The 14,807-nt window shown below is 63.3% G+C and carries 16 protein-coding genes and 1 tRNA gene; 11 read left to right on the plus strand and 6 right to left on the minus strand.

Annotated features, from left to right (window positions below):
* Positions 1-7: 7 nt before the first annotated feature.
* Entirely contained in the window at positions 8-643 is a 636-nt protein-coding gene (locus tag ACAH41_RS22255; protein WP_325650367.1) for a transglycosylase SLT domain-containing protein, read from the minus strand.
* A complete protein-coding gene (locus ACAH41_RS22260; RefSeq protein ID WP_325650365.1) occupies positions 640-2,385 on the minus strand; it encodes a proline--tRNA ligase in 1,746 nt (581 codons plus the stop codon). The genes ACAH41_RS22255 and ACAH41_RS22260 overlap by 4 nt, the downstream gene beginning before the upstream one ends.
* A gap of 116 nt (positions 2,386-2,501) precedes the next feature.
* Between ACAH41_RS22260 and ACAH41_RS22265 the strand changes: the two genes are divergently transcribed.
* Positions 2,502-3,107, plus strand: coding sequence for an RNA pyrophosphohydrolase (locus ACAH41_RS22265; RefSeq protein WP_325650363.1), 606 nt, complete (start codon positions 2,502-2,504; stop codon positions 3,105-3,107).
* Between the two features lie 41 nt (positions 3,108-3,148).
* Here the strand turns inward: ACAH41_RS22265 and proB are convergent, their stop codons facing one another.
* The 4 genes from proB to rplU all read right to left on the minus strand — a co-directional run bounded on the left by proB (position 3,149) and on the right by rplU (position 6,079).
* Positions 3,149-4,267 (minus strand): glutamate 5-kinase, encoded by a 1,119-nt coding sequence (gene proB / locus ACAH41_RS22270; protein ID WP_325650362.1) that lies wholly within the window; start codon positions 4,265-4,267, stop codon positions 3,149-3,151.
* Positions 4,268-4,274: 7 nt separating this feature from the next.
* Positions 4,275-5,354: an Obg family GTPase CgtA gene (gene cgtA, locus ACAH41_RS22275; RefSeq protein ID WP_325650360.1), complete on the minus strand. Its 1,080-nt coding sequence runs from the start codon at positions 5,352-5,354 to the stop codon at positions 4,275-4,277.
* A gap of 127 nt (positions 5,355-5,481) precedes the next feature.
* On the minus strand, positions 5,482-5,739 hold the full coding sequence (gene rpmA, locus ACAH41_RS22280; RefSeq protein WP_325650358.1) for a 50S ribosomal protein L27: 258 nt from the start codon (positions 5,737-5,739) through the stop codon (positions 5,482-5,484).
* Between the two features lie 28 nt (positions 5,740-5,767).
* The gene (gene rplU, locus ACAH41_RS22285; RefSeq protein WP_141285708.1) at positions 5,768-6,079 is read right to left on the minus strand and encodes a 50S ribosomal protein L21; all 312 of its coding nucleotides are present in this window, start codon (positions 6,077-6,079) and stop codon (positions 5,768-5,770) included.
* A gap of 319 nt (positions 6,080-6,398) precedes the next feature.
* On the opposite strand from rplU, the gene ACAH41_RS22290 reads away from it, so the two are divergent.
* The 10 genes from ACAH41_RS22290 to groEL form a co-directional block, all read left to right on the plus strand.
* A complete protein-coding gene (locus ACAH41_RS22290) occupies positions 6,399-7,340 on the plus strand; it encodes a polyprenyl synthetase family protein (RefSeq protein WP_370538470.1) in 942 nt (313 codons plus the stop codon).
* A gap of 113 nt (positions 7,341-7,453) precedes the next feature.
* A tRNA-Pro gene (locus ACAH41_RS22295) sits at positions 7,454-7,530 on the plus strand.
* Between the two features lie 269 nt (positions 7,531-7,799).
* A complete protein-coding gene (gene pilB / locus ACAH41_RS22300) occupies positions 7,800-9,521 on the plus strand; it encodes a type IV-A pilus assembly ATPase PilB (protein WP_325650353.1) in 1,722 nt (573 codons plus the stop codon).
* Between the two features lie 123 nt (positions 9,522-9,644).
* Entirely contained in the window at positions 9,645-10,865 is a 1,221-nt protein-coding gene (locus ACAH41_RS22305) for a type II secretion system F family protein (RefSeq protein WP_325650351.1), read from the plus strand.
* 3 nt (positions 10,866-10,868) lie between these two features.
* Positions 10,869-11,792 (plus strand): A24 family peptidase, encoded by a 924-nt coding sequence (locus ACAH41_RS22310; protein ID WP_325650349.1) that lies wholly within the window; start codon positions 10,869-10,871, stop codon positions 11,790-11,792.
* Positions 11,789-12,424 carry a dephospho-CoA kinase gene (gene coaE / locus ACAH41_RS22315; RefSeq protein ID WP_325650347.1) on the plus strand — a complete coding sequence of 212 codons (636 nt, stop codon included), beginning with the start codon at positions 11,789-11,791 and terminating at the stop codon, positions 12,422-12,424. Before ACAH41_RS22310 ends, coaE begins: the two co-directional genes overlap by 4 nt.
* A gap of 37 nt (positions 12,425-12,461) precedes the next feature.
* A complete protein-coding gene (gene zapD / locus ACAH41_RS22320) occupies positions 12,462-13,217 on the plus strand; it encodes a cell division protein ZapD (RefSeq protein WP_141285718.1) in 756 nt (251 codons plus the stop codon).
* Between the two features lie 65 nt (positions 13,218-13,282).
* Positions 13,283-13,495 (plus strand): DNA gyrase inhibitor YacG, encoded by a 213-nt coding sequence (locus tag ACAH41_RS22325; protein WP_325650343.1) that lies wholly within the window; start codon positions 13,283-13,285, stop codon positions 13,493-13,495.
* 226 nt (positions 13,496-13,721) lie between these two features.
* Positions 13,722-14,012, plus strand: a complete 291-nt coding sequence (gene groES / locus ACAH41_RS22330; protein WP_141285720.1) for a co-chaperone GroES — start codon at positions 13,722-13,724, stop codon at positions 14,010-14,012.
* Between the two features lie 49 nt (positions 14,013-14,061).
* The coding region (gene groEL, locus ACAH41_RS22335) for a chaperonin GroEL (protein ID WP_370538469.1) at positions 14,062-14,807 on the plus strand (746 nt) is incomplete at its 3' end.

A 14,807-nucleotide genomic window follows, 5' to 3' on the forward strand; every position in this document is an offset into this window, starting at 1 on the left:
CCGAAGCTCAGGCGACGATCCACTGCTTGCGGGCACCAAACACCATGTTCGGATACTCGGGCTGGCCACGGCTGCCGTTGTAGCGACCCAGCGCGAGAAAGAGGTCGCCCTGTTCGCGGTCCAGGTAGTGCCGCAGGATCACGCATCCAAACCGCAGGTTGGTCTGCATGTGGAACAGGCGCGAAGCGTCGCCGTCGCCGATCAGCCGGGACCAGAAAGGCATGACCTGCATGTAGCCGCGCGCGCCGGCCACGCTGATGGCGTACTTGCGAAAGCCGCTTTCGACCTGCACCAGGCCCAGCACCAGCGAAGGCTCCAACCCGGCGCGCTTGGCCTCGTACCAGATGGTCTCGAGAAACTCGATGCGCGTCTGGTCTTCGGACTTGCGCTTCTTCAGCCGGTCGCTGTTGGTGCCCAGCCAGCGCAGGTAGACGAGGCGGTCGTCGAAGTTGGCAAAACTGGGCTTGGGTGGCGCCTTGTTGGCAATGGCAGACGACAGCGCGCTGCGCACCGAATCGATCAGCGGCTCCTCGGCTTGCTTGCCGGCCCGGGCCGGTGCGGCCCAGGGCGCAAGCAAAGCAGCCCCACCCGCTGCCAGGCAGGCCCGCCGGCTGACGGGCCGCCTCGCCCCAACGGCACTCATGCCGCCAGGCGCGCCTTCACGACGGCACCCACATCGGCCACGGCGACCTTCTGCGCTTCCGCGTCGCGCCGGCCTTGCACTTCGAACTGGCCTTCTTTCAGCGCGCGGTCCGACAGCACCACGCGCAAGGGCACGCCGATCAGTTCCCAGTCGGCGAACATTGCGCCAGGGCGCTCGCCGCGGTCGTCCAGCAGCACGTCGATGCCGGCGGCAGTCAGCTCGTCGTGCAGCGCGTCGGCAGCCGTCTTCACCTCGGCCGAACGGTCGTAGCCGATGGGACACAGCACGACCTGGAAAGGCGCGATGCTGGTCGGCCAGATGATGCCGCGGGCATCGTGGTTCTGCTCGATGGCGGCACCGAGGATGCGGGTCACGCCAATGCCGTAGCAGCCCATCTGCATCAGCTGCGGCTTGCCGGTTTCGTCCAGGTAGCTGGCGTTCATCGCCTTGGAATACTTGGTGCCGAGGAAGAACACGTGGCCGACCTCGATGCCGCGCTGGATGGCCAGCACACCCTTGCCGTCGGGCGATGGGTCGCCTTCGACGACGTTGCGGATGTCCGCCACAAGGTCCGGCTCGGGCAGGTCACGGCGCCAGTTGACGCCGGTCAAATGGAAGTCGGCTTCGTTGGCGCCGCAGACGAAGTCGGCCATGTTGGCCACCGTGCGATCGGCAATCACCTTGACCGGCTTCAGCAGGCCGATGGGGCCGAGGTAGCCAGGCTTGCAGCCGAAGTGGGCCTCGATCTCGGCCACGGTGGCGAAGCGGAAGCCGCTCTTCAGCCCTTCGAGCTTGCCGGCCTTGACTTCGTTCAGGTCATGATCGCCTCGCAGCAGCAGCAGCCAGACAGTGGTCTTCTTGATGTCGCCCCTGTCATCCAGTTCATCGGTCGCGAGCACCAGTGACTTGACGGTCTGCGCCAGCGGCAGGCCCAGCAGCGCGGCCACGTCGGCACAGGTGCTCTTGCCTGGGGTAGGCGTCTTGGCCATCGCGGAGCCCGCAGCCGCGCGTTCGGCCAGCAGCGCCACGCCTTCGGCCAGTTCGATGTTGGCGGCGTAGTCGCTGGTGGGGCAGTAGATGACCGCGTCTTCGCCGGTGTCGGCAATGACCTGGAATTCGTGCGACAGGTCGCCGCCGATCGCGCCGGTGTCAGCCGCGACGGCGCGGTACTCAAGGCCGAAGCGGTCGAAGATGCGCTTGTAAGCAGCGAACATGGCTTCGTAGCTCTTGGTCGCGCCGGCTTCGTCACGGTCAAAGGAATAAGCGTCCTTCATCGTGAATTCACGGCCACGCATCACGCCAAAACGCGGCCGGCGCTCGTCGCGGAATTTCGTCTGGATGTGATAGAAATTCTTGGGCAGCTGCTTGTAGCTGCGCAGCTCCTGGCGGGCGATGTCGGTCACCACCTCTTCGGAGGTCGGCTGGATGACGAAGTCGCGGTCGTGCCGGTCCTTCACCCGCATCAGCTCCGGGCCCATCTTGTCGAAGCGGCCAGTTTCCTGCCAGAGCTCGGCCGGCTGCACCACCGGCATCAGCAGTTCGACCGCGCCAGCGCGGTTCATCTCTTCGCGGATGATGCCCTCGACCTTGCGGATCACGCGCAGGCCCATGGGCATGTAGTTGTAGATGCCAGCGCCAAGGCGCTTGATCATGCCGGCGCGCATCATCAGCTGATGGCTCACGACTTCGGCGTCTGCAGGTGCCTCTTTGAGGGTGGAGATGAAGAACTGGGAGGCTTTCATGGGCGCGACGTTACAGCCTGCAGAGGCGCCCGGCGCAAGCTCCGGGTTAGCGAGAGCCTGGGCGGGGAGCCCCGTGGGTGCTATATTGATTTCAGTTCAAAATTTGGGGTTCGATTATGCTCGACCGGGAAGGCTACAGGCCCAACGTCGGCATCATCCTGCTCAACGCCCGCAACCAGGTGTTTTGGGGCAAGCGGCTGCGCACCCACTCCTGGCAGTTCCCGCAAGGGGGCATCAAGTATGGCGAGTCGCCTGAGCAGGCGATGTTCCGCGAGTTGCACGAGGAAGTCGGTTTGCTTCCCGATCACGTGGAAATTCTGGCGCGCACCCGCGATTGGCTGCGCTATGACGTGCCCGATCATTTCATCCGCAAGGATGCGCGCGGCCACTACAAGGGGCAAAAGCAGATATGGTTCCTGTTGCGACTGATGGGCCGTGACAGCGACATGAACCTGCGCGCCACCAACCACCCGGAATTCGACGCCTGGCGCTGGAACGACTATTGGGTGCCGCTGGACGTGGTGATCGAATTCAAGCGCGGCGTCTACCAGATGGCGCTGACCGAACTGGCGCGCTTCATGCCCCGCACGGCCTACCAGAACCGTTATCTCCGCGGCGGCATGCGCCCGCACCGCGATGGCCGCAGGTCGCCGGACGGTGTCATGGACGAAGCCATGGGTCCTGCACTGCCAGTGATGTCGCCGCCTGGCGCGCCAGAGTAAGCCGCCTCCGCCTTCAGTTGCGCTGACCAGGCGGCCAGCGCTCAGCTGAGCACCAGGTTGTCGCGATGGATCAGTTCGGGCTCGGCCACATAGCCCAGCAGGCCGGCGATCTGCGACGAGGGCTTGCGGGCAATCAGCCGGGCTTCGGCGCTGGAATAGTTGGCCAATCCACGGGCCACTTCTTCGCCTGCGACGCTGCGCACCGCGATGACATCGCCGCGGTGGAACTCGCCCTGCACCTCGACCACGCCGATGGACAACAGGCTCTTGCCTTCCTCACGCAGCTTGATGACCGCGCCATCGTCGATCGCCACGGCGCCTCGCATCTGCAGGTGATCGGCCATCCACTGCTTGCGGGCGGCCAGCTTGGGCGTGCCGGCCAACAGGGCCGTGCCAATGGCCTCTCCCGCCATCAGCCGCAGCAACACGTCAGGCTCACGACCCCAGGCGATCACGGTGCTGGCACCGCTGCCGGCCGCGCGCTTGGCGGCCAGCACCTTGGTGATCATGCCGCCGCGCCCGATGCTGGAGCCGGCGCCGCCTGCCATGCGCTCCAGCGCCGGGTCGCCGGCCTCTGCCACGTCGATGAAACAGGCCTCCGGGTCCTTGCGCGGGTCGGCCGAATACAGGCCTTTCTGGTCGGTCAGGATGATCAGCGCATCGGCTTCCACCAGGTTGGCGACCAGTGCACCCAGCGTGTCGTTGTCGCCGAACTTGATCTCGTCGTTGACGACGGTGTCGTTTTCGTTGATGACCGGCAGCACCTTCAGGCCCAGCAGCGTCAGCAAGGTGGAGCGTGCATTCAGGTAGCGCTCGCGGTCGGCCAGGTCGGCATGCGTGAGCAGCACCTGCGCACTGCCCATGCCGTGCTCGGACAGCTTGCTCTCGTACATCTGCACCAGGCCCATCTGGCCGACAGCGGCCGCAGCCTGCAACTCCGGCAGTTCCTTGGGCCGGGTCGTCCAGCCCAGGCGCTTCATGCCTTCGGCAATCGCACCGCTGGAGACCATCACCACTTCGCAGCCCTGCGACGCCAGGCCAGCCATCTGGCGGCACCAGTTGCCTACCGCCTCGGCGTCCACGCCGCGGCCTTCGTTGGTCACCAGGCTGGAGCCGACCTTGACGACGATGCGCCGCGCGCCCTGCAGTGCTGCACTCATCGCGAGGTCACTCGTCGGCAGCAGTCGCGTCAGCGGCGGCGTCGAAACGCGGATCGGGCTCGGGCGGCGGCTTGATTTGCTCGGCCGCCACATGGTCCCAGATGGCGTGGATCAGCGGCTGCAAGCCGTCGCGGGCCAGGGCCGAGATCTCGAACACGGGGCCCTTCCACTTGTAGCGCTTGACGAAATCCTTGACGCGTTTGGCGCGCTCGTCTTCCGGCACCATGTCCAGCTTGTTCAGCACCAGCCAGCGTGGTTTGTCGTGCAGCGCCTGGTCGTATTTGCGCAGCTCCTCGACGATGGCCTTGGCCTGCTTGACGGGATCCACTTCATCGTCAAACGGCGCCAGGTCGACCACATGCAGCAGCAGACGCGTGCGCTGCAGGTGTCGCAGGAACAGATGGCCCAGGCCGGCGCCTTCGGAAGCACCTTCGATCAGGCCAGGAATGTCCGCCACGACAAAGCTCTTCTCGGGACCCACGCGTACCACGCCCAGGTTCGGATGCAAGGTGGTGAACGGATAGTCGGCAATCTTTGGCCGCGCATTCGACACCGCCGTGATCAGCGTGCTTTTGCCAGCATTGGGCATGCCCAGCAGGCCAACATCAGCGAGCACGCGCAGTTCCAACTTGACCTTGAAGCCTTCACCTGGCCAGCCGGGCGTGTGCTGGCGGGGCGCACGGTTGGTGCTGGTCTTGTAGTGCAGGTTGCCGAAGCCGCCATCGCCCCCCTTGGCCAGCAGCACCGGCTGCTCCGGGTCAATCAGCTCGGCCATCACGCGGCCGGTTTCGACGTCTGTGATGATGGTGCCGACGGGCATGCGCAGCAAGATGTCGTCCGCTGCGGCGCCGAAACAGTCTGCGCCTCGGCCGGCTTCGCCGTTGCGCGCCTCATGGCGCCGGGCGTAGCGGTAGTCGATCAGCGTGTTCAGGTTGCGGTCAGCCACGGCGTAAACGCTGCCGCCCTTGCCGCCATTGCCGCCGTCCGGCCCGCCAAAGGGGATGAACTTTTCGCGCCGAAAACTCGCGCAGCCCGCGCCGCCGTTGCCGGCGGCGATGTCGATGGTGGCTTCGTCAACGAATTTCATGGTGTTCGGATGGTATCGGAGGGCCGAAACCGGCCCGAGTGTCTTGGCCCATCAAGACAAAAGCCCCGGCAAGCCGGGGCTTTGACGCTGGCCTCTTCCGCAGAAGAGGCCGGGCGAAGGCCGCGTATTACAGCGGCGTGATGATCACGGTGTGACGGTTCAGCTCGCCTTTGATGGCGAAAGAAACGGTACCGTCGACCAACGCAAACAGCGTGTGGTCACGACCCATTGCGACATTGGTGCCGGCGTGGAACTTGGTGCCGCGCTGGCGCACGATGATCGAGCCTGCCGAGATGACTTGGCCACCAAAGGCCTTGACACCCAGCATCTTGGGTTGCGAGTCGCGGCCGTTCCGGGTGGAACCGCCGCCTTTTTTCTGTGCCATGGTTCAGAACTCCTGTTGAGGTGCTGAATCAGCCGTTGACCGCGCTGATTTCCAGCTCGGTGTAGTTCTGGCGGTGACCGCCATGCTTCTGGTAGTGCTTGCGGCGGCGCATCTTGAAGATGCGAACCTTGTCGTGACGGCCATGGGCCACCACGGTTGCCACCACTGTTGCACCGCTCACCAGGGGAGTCCCGACCTTCAGATCTGCGCCGCTACCGACAGCCAAAACCTGGTCAATCACGATTTCCTGGCCAACGTCCGCAGCAATCTGTTCTACCTTGATCTTTTCGCCGGCTGCAACCTTGTATTGCTTGCCACCGGTTTTTACGACCGCGTACATATGTGCCCTTTGCTTGAAGTGCGCATCAGCTGCCGGCGCGCCCCCGAAAACACAGCCAAGCCGGCCCATTTCAGGACGCGCCGCAACCAGCCAAAACGCATCTCATCCAATCGCCGCGGACCATTCCGAGGCGAAGCTTGGGATCATAGCATATCGGCTACCGACTCGCAAAGAGGCTGGCGAGCGCGTGGCCGCGCGCCCGTCCACACCGCCGATGGCTTCCTATAATCGATTGGTTTTGCTGTCATCGGGTTCGCTCCCCCGCCTCATGTCGCCCACCTCCACGACGCCATCCCCCTCCAGCATCGACTTCGATCCGATGGCCGATGACATGCACCAAGTCGACGAGGTGATCCGGCAGCGGCTGTCGTCCGATGTCGCGCTGATCGAACAGATTTCTCACTACATCATCGGCGCAGGCGGCAAACGCATTCGCCCCCGGCTGGTGCTGCTGTTCGCCGACGCGCTGGGCTACCAGGGCGCTCATAAATACGAACTCGCCGCCACCGTGGAGTTCATCCACACCGCCACACTGCTGCACGATGACGTGGTGGACGAGTCCTCTCTGCGGCGCGGCCGGGACACGGCCAACGCGGTGTTTGGCAACGCAGCCAGCGTGCTGGTGGGCGACTTCCTGTACTCACGCGCCTTCCAGATGATGGTCTCGGTGAACAGCATGCGGGTATTGGACGTGCTGGCCGATGCAACCAACGTCATCGCCGAAGGTGAGGTATTGCAGCTGATGAACATGCATGAACCGGACGTGGCGATCGAGGATTACCTGCGCGTGATCCGCTACAAGACCGCCAAGCTGTTCGAGGCCAGCGCACGCCTGGGGGCTGTGATCGCCCAGGCGCCGCGCGAAGTCGAAGAGGCCTGCGCCGACTACGGCCGCTCGCTGGGTACGGCATTTCAGCTGGTCGACGACCTGCTGGACTATGAGGGCACGACCACCGCGCTCGGCAAGAACGTTGGTGATGACTTGCGTGAAGGCAAACCCACGCTGCCACTGCTGATCGCCATGAGCCGCGGCTCAGTCGATGAGCGCAACCTGATCCGGCACGCAATCGAGCAAGGCGAAGTTGAACGGCTGCAGGACATCATCGGCATCGTGCACCGCACCGGCGCAATCGACGCGACGCGTGACGCCGCACGCACGGAGGCGGAAGCGGCCCGTCACAGCCTTTCTTCGCTCCCGCTTTCCAACTCGCTGAATTTGCTGCTAGAATTATCAGCTCGATCGGTTGAGCGCTCTTCTTGAGCGAACCGGGCAGGATCTGCAGTCATCACCAGAAATGACTGAGGCAAAAAGCAAGGCGCCCAAAGTGCAATGCGAATCGAACGCCAACAAATCTGTCCGGGCAATGGGTCATTCGGGGTGTAGCTTAGCCTGGTAGAGCGCTACGTTCGGGACGTAGAGGCCGGAGGTTCGAATCCTCTCACCCCGACCAGAATCATTGGTGAATCATGCGCAGGCGCAGGAACTTTCAGCTTCCTGCGCCTTTTTGCATTCCGGTCCCGCTTCTTGCAGATCATCTGCCAAGCAATCCGCCGGCCGCAGCAAGGCCGCCGCGGTTTGCGTGCGTTCAGTCACAACTTGTGACCACTGCAGTTCCATTTGCGCGCTGAATTGGCCGGCAATGCCGCCGATATACAGTACCGTGCCGAAGGGCGTTGATTGCCCGGCCCCGCCCTGTTGTAGCCTTTTTGCCGTTCAGCCGTGGATACTGTTGCCGACGCTTCCAAAGCCTTCTTGTCAGGAGTGGCACGTGTGCTGGTCCACGGCGGCAAGCTTCAGCCGGCCAAGGCCGAGGAGTTGGTGCGCAGCGCCAAGGAAAAGAAGCACTCCTTCATTGCAGAACTGATCGGCAGCCACACCATGACGCCGCTGGCGCTGGCGCAGTCCCTTTCCCAGGCCCTCGCGGCGCCCTTGCTGGATCTGGACTCGGTTGACACGCAAAAACTGCCAAAGTCCTTCATCGACAGCAAGCTGATTGGGCAATACAAAGTTCTTCCGCTTGGCAAGCGAGGCAGCCGCCTGTTTCTGGCCTGCGCGGACCCAACCGACCAGGAAGCCAGCGAACGCATCAAGTTCGCAACACAGCTTTCGCCGGAATGGGTGGTCGTCGAATACGACAAGCTGATCAAGCTGGTGGACGGGCAGACCACCTCGGCCAACCAGGCACTGGAAACGATTGCCTCCGCCGACTTCGAATTCGATGTCACCGAAGAAGAAGCGGGAGGCGCTTCGCCATCACCGGAGGCGGTGGCGGAAGTCGAAGATGCACCCGTCGTGCGCTTCCTGCAGAAGATGCTGATTGACGCCATCAATCTCCGCGCCTCCGACCTGCACTTCGAGCCTTACGAATTCCACTACCGCGTGCGCTTCCGTGTGGACGGCGAGTTGCGCGAGATCACCCAGCCACCGATTGCGATCAAGGAAAAGCTGGCGTCCCGCATCAAGGTCATCTCGCGGCTGGACATCTCGGAAAAGCGCGTGCCGCAGGATGGGCGGATGAAGCTGCGCTTTGGCAGCAAGTCGATCGACTTCCGGGTGAGCACGCTGCCCACGCTGTTTGGCGAGAAGATCGTGATCCGGATCCTGGACTCGTCCAGCGCCAAAATGGGCATCGAGGCCCTGGGTTACGAACCAGAGGAAAAGGAGCGGTTGATGCACGCGGTGCATCGGCCCTACGGCATGGTTTTGGTGACCGGGCCGACAGGCTCGGGCAAGACGGTGTCGCTTTACACTTGCCTGAACATCCTGAACCAGCCGGGCGTGAACATTTCGACCGTGGAAGACCCGGCGGAAATCAACCTGCCCGGCATCAACCAGGTCAATGTCAACGACAAGGCCGGCCTGAACTTCGCCTCGGCACTCAAGTCTTTCCTGCGTCAGGATCCCGACGTGATCATGGTCGGCGAAATCCGCGACCTGGACACTGCGGACATTGCGATCAAGGCTGCGCAAACCGGCCACTTGGTGCTGTCCACGCTGCACACCAACGACGCACCGTCCACCTTGACCCGGCTGTTGAACATGGGCGTGGCACCTTTCAACATCGCGTCCAGCCTGTTGCTGATCACCGCCCAGCGGCTGGTGCGCCGCTTGTGCGAAAGCTGCAAAACGCCCGCAGACTATCCCAGGCCAGCGCTGTTGCGTGCAGGCTTCACCGAAAGCGAACTCGACGGCACTTGGCGTCCTTACCGCGCCGTGGGCTGTTCGGCCTGCAACAATGGCTACCGTGGTCGTTTGGGCATTTACCAAGCCATGCCGATCACCGACTCTATTCAGCGGTTGATCTTGGCCAATGGTTCGGCAAACGATCTGGCGATACAGGCGCGCAAAGATGGCGTGCGCGATTTGCGTCAGTCCGGCCTGCTGAAGGTCAGGCTTGGCGCCACATCGCTGGAAGAAGTCATCGCCGCGACCAACGAATAGCGGCATGCAAAACAATCAAGGCGACGCCGGCTTGCACCGTGCGAAGCCGGGGTCCTGGGAATCCACCCGCGTTGCGGGCGTCGACTACAACTGATCACACCGTCGGGAGCGGCCGGAGGCTTTATGGCTACAGCAGCGGCAGCAAGAAGCGCCAAGGATTTCACCTTCGAATGGGAAGGCAAGGACCGCAACGGCAAGGTCGTGCGCGGGGAACTGCGCGCCGGCGGAGAAGCCGCCGTGAGTGCCAGCCTGCGCCGGCAAGGCGTGCTGGTCACCAAGGTGAAGAAGCGCCGCAGCTCTGGCGGCAAGAGCATCAAGCCCAAGGACATTGCCATCTTCACGCGCCAGCTGGCGACGATGATGAAGGCCGGCGTGCCCTTGCTGCAAGCCTTTGACATCGTGGCACGAGGCAGCACCAATGCGACACTGACCCGGCTGTTGATGGACATCCGCGCGGACATCGAGACGGGTACCAGCCTGTCTGCAGCGTTCCGCCGGCACCCGAAATACTTCGATGCCTTGTACTGCAATCTGGTCGAAGCCGGCGAAGCAGGCGGCATTCTGGAATTGCTGCTCAGCCGTTTGGCGCTTTACCAGGAAAAGACGCTGGCGCTGAAGCAGAAGGTGAAGTCCGCACTGATCTACCCAATGTCGGTGCTGGTGGTCGCCTTCATCGTGGTCACGGTGATCATGATTTTCGTGATCCCCGCGTTCGAGGATGTGTTCAAGAACTTCGGCGCCGACTTGCCCACGCCCACGCTGTTGGTGATCGCAATGAGCAAGTTTTTCGTCTCCTATTGGTGGGCCATCTTCGGCAGCATCTTCGGCGGCGGCTACATGTTCGTGCGGACCTGGCGGCGCTCGGAAAGACTGCAGTTCTTCATGGACCGCTTGTTCCTGCGCATGCCGGTCTTCGGTGAACTGGTGCGCAAATCCATCATCGCGCGCTGGACGCGGACCCTTTCGACCTTGTTTGGCGCAGGCGTGCCATTGGTCGAGGCGCTGGACTCGGTCGGCGGCACCGCGGGCAATAAAGTCTACGCAATTGCCACCGAAGCGATTCAGCGTGACGTCGCCTCCGGCACAGCACTGACCTCGGCAATGACCGCGACCGGCGTGTTCCCGAACATGGTGCTGCAAATGGCCGGCATTGGCGAAGAGTCCGGCGCGCTGGATGACATGCTGGCCCGAGCCGCTGAGTTCTATGAAGAAGAGGTGGATGAAATGGTGAAGGGCCTGTCAACCTTGATGGAGCCCATCATCATTGTCTTTCTGGGCACCATCATCGGCGGCATCGTGGTTTCGATGTACCTGCCAATCTTCAAGCTCGGTCAGGTGGTCTGACGCATGGCGACCGGAGAATGGGCGATCTGGTTGTCGCCCTGGGTGTTGGGTGTGTTCGGGCTGTGCATCGGCAGCTTCCTGAATGTGGTGGCGCATCGACTGCCGCGCATGATGGAGCGGCAATGGTGGCGGGACGTTGCCCAGCAGTTGAGCGACGGCGAGTCGTTCCAGCGGACCTTCGGACGGGGTGCGCCCAAGCCACTTGCCGCGACCTCGGGTGAACTTGAGCAGGAATTGGACAAGCTGGGCAGGTTGACGCTTTCCAAGCCCGCCTCACGCTGCCCGGTCTGCCAGCACAGGATCCGCTGGCACGAAAACATTCCGCTGGTGAGCTGGTTGCGGCTGAGAGGCCGCTGCTCCGCCTGCGGCACCCGCATTTCGGCGCGCTATCCGCTGCTGGAACTGGCCACTGGCCTGCTGTTCGCCGGCATTGCCTGGCGCGTGGGTCCGCAGCCGGTTGCGCTGGCCTGGTGCGGCGTGGCCGCCACGCTGGTCGCCCTGACTGCCATCGACTGGGACACCACCTTGCTGCCGGATGCGCTGACGCTGCCGCTGCTGTGGGCCGGCCTGTGCGCCGCAGCGCTGGAGTGGACGCTGCCACTCAGCACTTCCGTTTGGGGTGCCGTCGTGGGTTACCTGTCGCTGTGGTCGGTGTACTGGCTGTTCAAGCTGACGACAGGCAAGGAAGGCATGGGCCATGGGGACTTCAAGCTGCTCGCCGCATTGGGGGCCTGGCTGGGTTGGAAAGCCATCCTGCCCATCGTGTTGATGGCTTCGGTGATCGGCGCGGTGGTTGGCATCGGCATGAAGCTCACCGACACCTTGCGCGAAGGCCGTTACGTGCCCTTCGGTCCATTCCTGGCCGGTGGCGGGTTGGTGTTGATGTTGGCCGGTACCGAAACCGTGTTGGGCTGGATGGGCCAGTGAATGCGGTGCGCGTTGGCTTGACCGGTGGCATCGGCAGCGGCAAGAGCACGGTCGCCACCCTGCTCGCCAACCGAGGCGCCAAGGTCATCGACACCGACGCGATTTCGCGCGCGCTGACAGCACCGCAAGGCGCAGCGCTGCCCGCAATCGCAGCGGCATTCGGCGCCGACCTGATCGACGAACATGGCGCGCTGAACCGCGCCCGCATGCGCCAACTGGCTTTTGGCGAAAGCCCCGAAGCCTTGCGAGCGAAGCAGACGCTTGAACAGATCCTGCATCCGATGATCCAGGCCGAAACCGCACGCCAGGCCGTGCAGGCGACTCCTGGACAGCCACTGGTGTTCGACTTGCCGCTGCTGGCAGAGTCTGCCCATTGGCGCAAACAGTTGGACAAGGTGCTGGTCATCGACTGCAGTGAGGCCACCCAGATCCAGCGGGTCATGGCTCGCTCGGGCTGGCCTGCGCAAGAGGTTCAGCGGGTGATCGACTTGCAGGCCACGCGGGCCCAGCGGCGCGCGATTGCGGACGCGGTGATCCTCAACGATGGTCTCAGCCTTCCGGCGTTGGAGGCTGAAGTGGATGCACTCTGGCAGCAAGGTTTTTTTGGTCCGGGTGCTGCCATCGGGGTGTGAAACAATCGCCGCCAGCCAACCGCCAGGAAAGCGCCTTTTGGTCCTCTACGAATACCCGTTCAACGAAAGCATCCGCACGATGCTGCGGCTCGAACACCTGTTCGGCCGACTGAACACCCTGGTGCCGCGTGACGAAGCGGTCGACCATCATTTCTCCCTGGTCACGCTGTTCGAGATCATGGACGTGGCCTCGCGGGCCGACCTGAAATCCGACCTGCTCAAGGAGCTGGAGCGCCACAAGGCGCAGCTGCAAAGCTACCGCGGCAATCCGCATGTGTCGGAAGCTGCACTGGACGAAGTCGTCGCTCGCATCGACCATGCCTTCAACGGACTGAACCAGTTCGCCGGCAAAGCGGGGCAAGCGCTGACCACCAATGAGTGGCTGATGAGCATCCGCAGCCGCATCAGCATTCCCGGTGGCACCTGCGAGTTCGACCTGCCGGCCTATTTCGCCTGGCAGCAGCACAGCCCCGATCGACGCCGCGCCGACCTGGCCCAGTGGCTCAGCCACCTGTGGCCGCTGGGCGAAGCATTGCACGTGCTGCTGGGCCTGCTGCGAGACGCCGGCATGCCGCACAAGGTCGTGGCCCAGGGCGGCCAGTACCAGCAAACCCTGCCCCAGGGCCGCACCTACCAGTTGCTGCGCGTGCGGCTGGACGACGGCGTGGACCTGGTGCCGGAGATCAGCGGCCACCGGCTGATGGTCTCGGTGCGGCTGATGCGGGCCGACGCCGAAGGCCGCCTGCGCCCTGCCGCGCAGGACACCGCGTTTGAACTCTCGCTCTGCGCCTGAGTCACATCGCTTCGTCACTCGTTTCTGCCTCGCTCTTGCATTTGCAAGCACCGTCAGCGCCTGCCGTGAACCAGCCCAAATCCAGCCCCCCATCCTCCGTTGCCGCCAGGGCAATCGAGGTCAACTGCCCGGCCTGCGGCGAGCGCACCGTGTATTCGCCTGCGAACGCCTTCCGGCCCTTCTGCAGCGCCCGCTGCCAGGGCCATGATTTCGGCGCCTGGGCCAATGAAGGCTACCGGGTGCCGACCAAGCCCAGCAGCGAAGAGCCTGAGCCCTGAATCGGCTCCAGCCAGCCCTGAGGCCGGCTTTCGTCACACCCAGGCACTCGCCAGCTCTTGAAACCCGGCAGACGGTGCCTATAATGGAATTAGCACTCAACCAAGTCGAGTGCTAACAGTTCTGGCGCCGGCCTTCCTGGCCAGCGTTCCTGAGCACCTGATGTGATGCAGCGCCCTTTGTCGGTGCTGCCTTCCTCGCTCAAAGCCACTGCATTTAGGAGATGCCATGAAACTTCGTCCGTTGCACGATCGCGTGATCGTCAAGCGTCTGGAACAAGAAACCAAGACCGCCTCCGGCATCGTCATCCCTGACAACGCCGCAGAAAAGCCTGATCAAGGCGAAGTCCTGGCCGTTGGCCCAGGCAAGCGCAACGACAAGGGCGACTTCATCGTCCTGAACGTCAAGGTTGGCGACCGCGTGCTGTTCGGCAAGTACTCTGGCCAGTCGGTCAAGGTCGATGGCGAAGAGCTGATGGTCATGCGCGAAGAGGACCTCTTCGCTGTGGTCGAGAAGTAATCCACTTCTCCCACTCGAACCCTCATTGAACTGAATTCGGAGAATACAAATGGCAGCAAAAGACGTGATCTTTGGCTCTGACGCCCGCACCCGCATGGTTGAAGGCGTGAACATCCTGGCCAATGCGGTCAAGGTGACGCTGGGCCCCAAGGGCCGCAACGTGGTCCTGGAGCGCTCGTTCGGCGCCCCCACCGTCACCAAGGACGGTGTCTCGGTGGCCAAGGAAATCGAGCTGAAGGACAAGCTCCAGAACATGGGCGCGCAGATGGTCAAGGAAGTTGCTTCCAAGACTTCTGACAACGCCGGTGACGGCACCACCACCGCCACCGTGCTGGCGCAAGCCATCGTGCGCGAAGGCATGAAGTACGTGGCCGCCGGCATGAACCCGATGGACCTGAAGCGCGGCATCGACAAGGCGGTCACCGCCCTGGTCGCCCAGCTGAAGGCAGCCTCCAAGGCCACCACGACCTCCAAGGAAATCGCGCAAGTCGGCTCCATCTCGGCCAACAGCGACGAGACCATCGGCAAGATCATCGCCGACGCGATGGACAAGGTCGGCAAGGAAGGCGTGATCACTGTCGAAGACGGCAAGTCGCTCGAGAGCGAACTCGAAGTCGTCGAAGGCATGCAGTTCGACCGCGGCTACCTCTCGCCCTACTTCATCAACAACCCCGAGAAGCAATCGGCGTTGCTGGACAACCCGTTCGTGCTGCTGTACGACAAGAAGGTCAGCAACATCCGTGACCTGCTGCCGATCCTGGAGCAAGTCGCCAAGGCCGGCCGTCCGCTGCTGGT

The organism is Ideonella sp. (assembly GCF_041287625.1).
Lineage (GTDB): Bacteria > Pseudomonadota > Gammaproteobacteria > Burkholderiales > Burkholderiaceae_C > Ideonella.

Excerpts from the sequence above, each read along its gene's own strand:
- ACAH41_RS22310 (WP_325650349.1), top strand. The coding sequence starts at position 10,869 with ATGGCGACCGGAGAATGGGCGATCTGGTTGTCGCCCTGGGTGTTGGGT.
- ACAH41_RS22305 (WP_325650351.1), top strand. The coding sequence starts at position 9,645 with ATGGCTACAGCAGCGGCAGCAAGAAGCGCCAAGGATTTCACCTTCGAA.
- rpmA (WP_325650358.1), bottom strand. The coding sequence starts at position 5,739 with ATGGCACAGAAAAAAGGCGGCGGTTCCACCCGGAACGGCCGCGACTCG.
- cgtA (WP_325650360.1), bottom strand. The coding sequence starts at position 5,354 with ATGAAATTCGTTGACGAAGCCACCATCGACATCGCCGCCGGCAACGGC.
- groES (WP_141285720.1), top strand. The coding sequence starts at position 13,722 with ATGAAACTTCGTCCGTTGCACGATCGCGTGATCGTCAAGCGTCTGGAA.
- ACAH41_RS22290 (WP_370538470.1), top strand. The coding sequence starts at position 6,399 with ATGGCCGATGACATGCACCAAGTCGACGAGGTGATCCGGCAGCGGCTG.
- ACAH41_RS22255 (WP_325650367.1), bottom strand. The coding sequence starts at position 643 with ATGAGTGCCGTTGGGGCGAGGCGGCCCGTCAGCCGGCGGGCCTGCCTG.
- proB (WP_325650362.1), bottom strand. The coding sequence starts at position 4,267 with ATGAGTGCAGCACTGCAGGGCGCGCGGCGCATCGTCGTCAAGGTCGGC.
- ACAH41_RS22265 (WP_325650363.1), top strand. The coding sequence starts at position 2,502 with ATGCTCGACCGGGAAGGCTACAGGCCCAACGTCGGCATCATCCTGCTC.
- rplU (WP_141285708.1), bottom strand. The coding sequence starts at position 6,079 with ATGTACGCGGTCGTAAAAACCGGTGGCAAGCAATACAAGGTTGCAGCC.
- ACAH41_RS22260 (WP_325650365.1), bottom strand. The coding sequence starts at position 2,385 with ATGAAAGCCTCCCAGTTCTTCATCTCCACCCTCAAAGAGGCACCTGCA.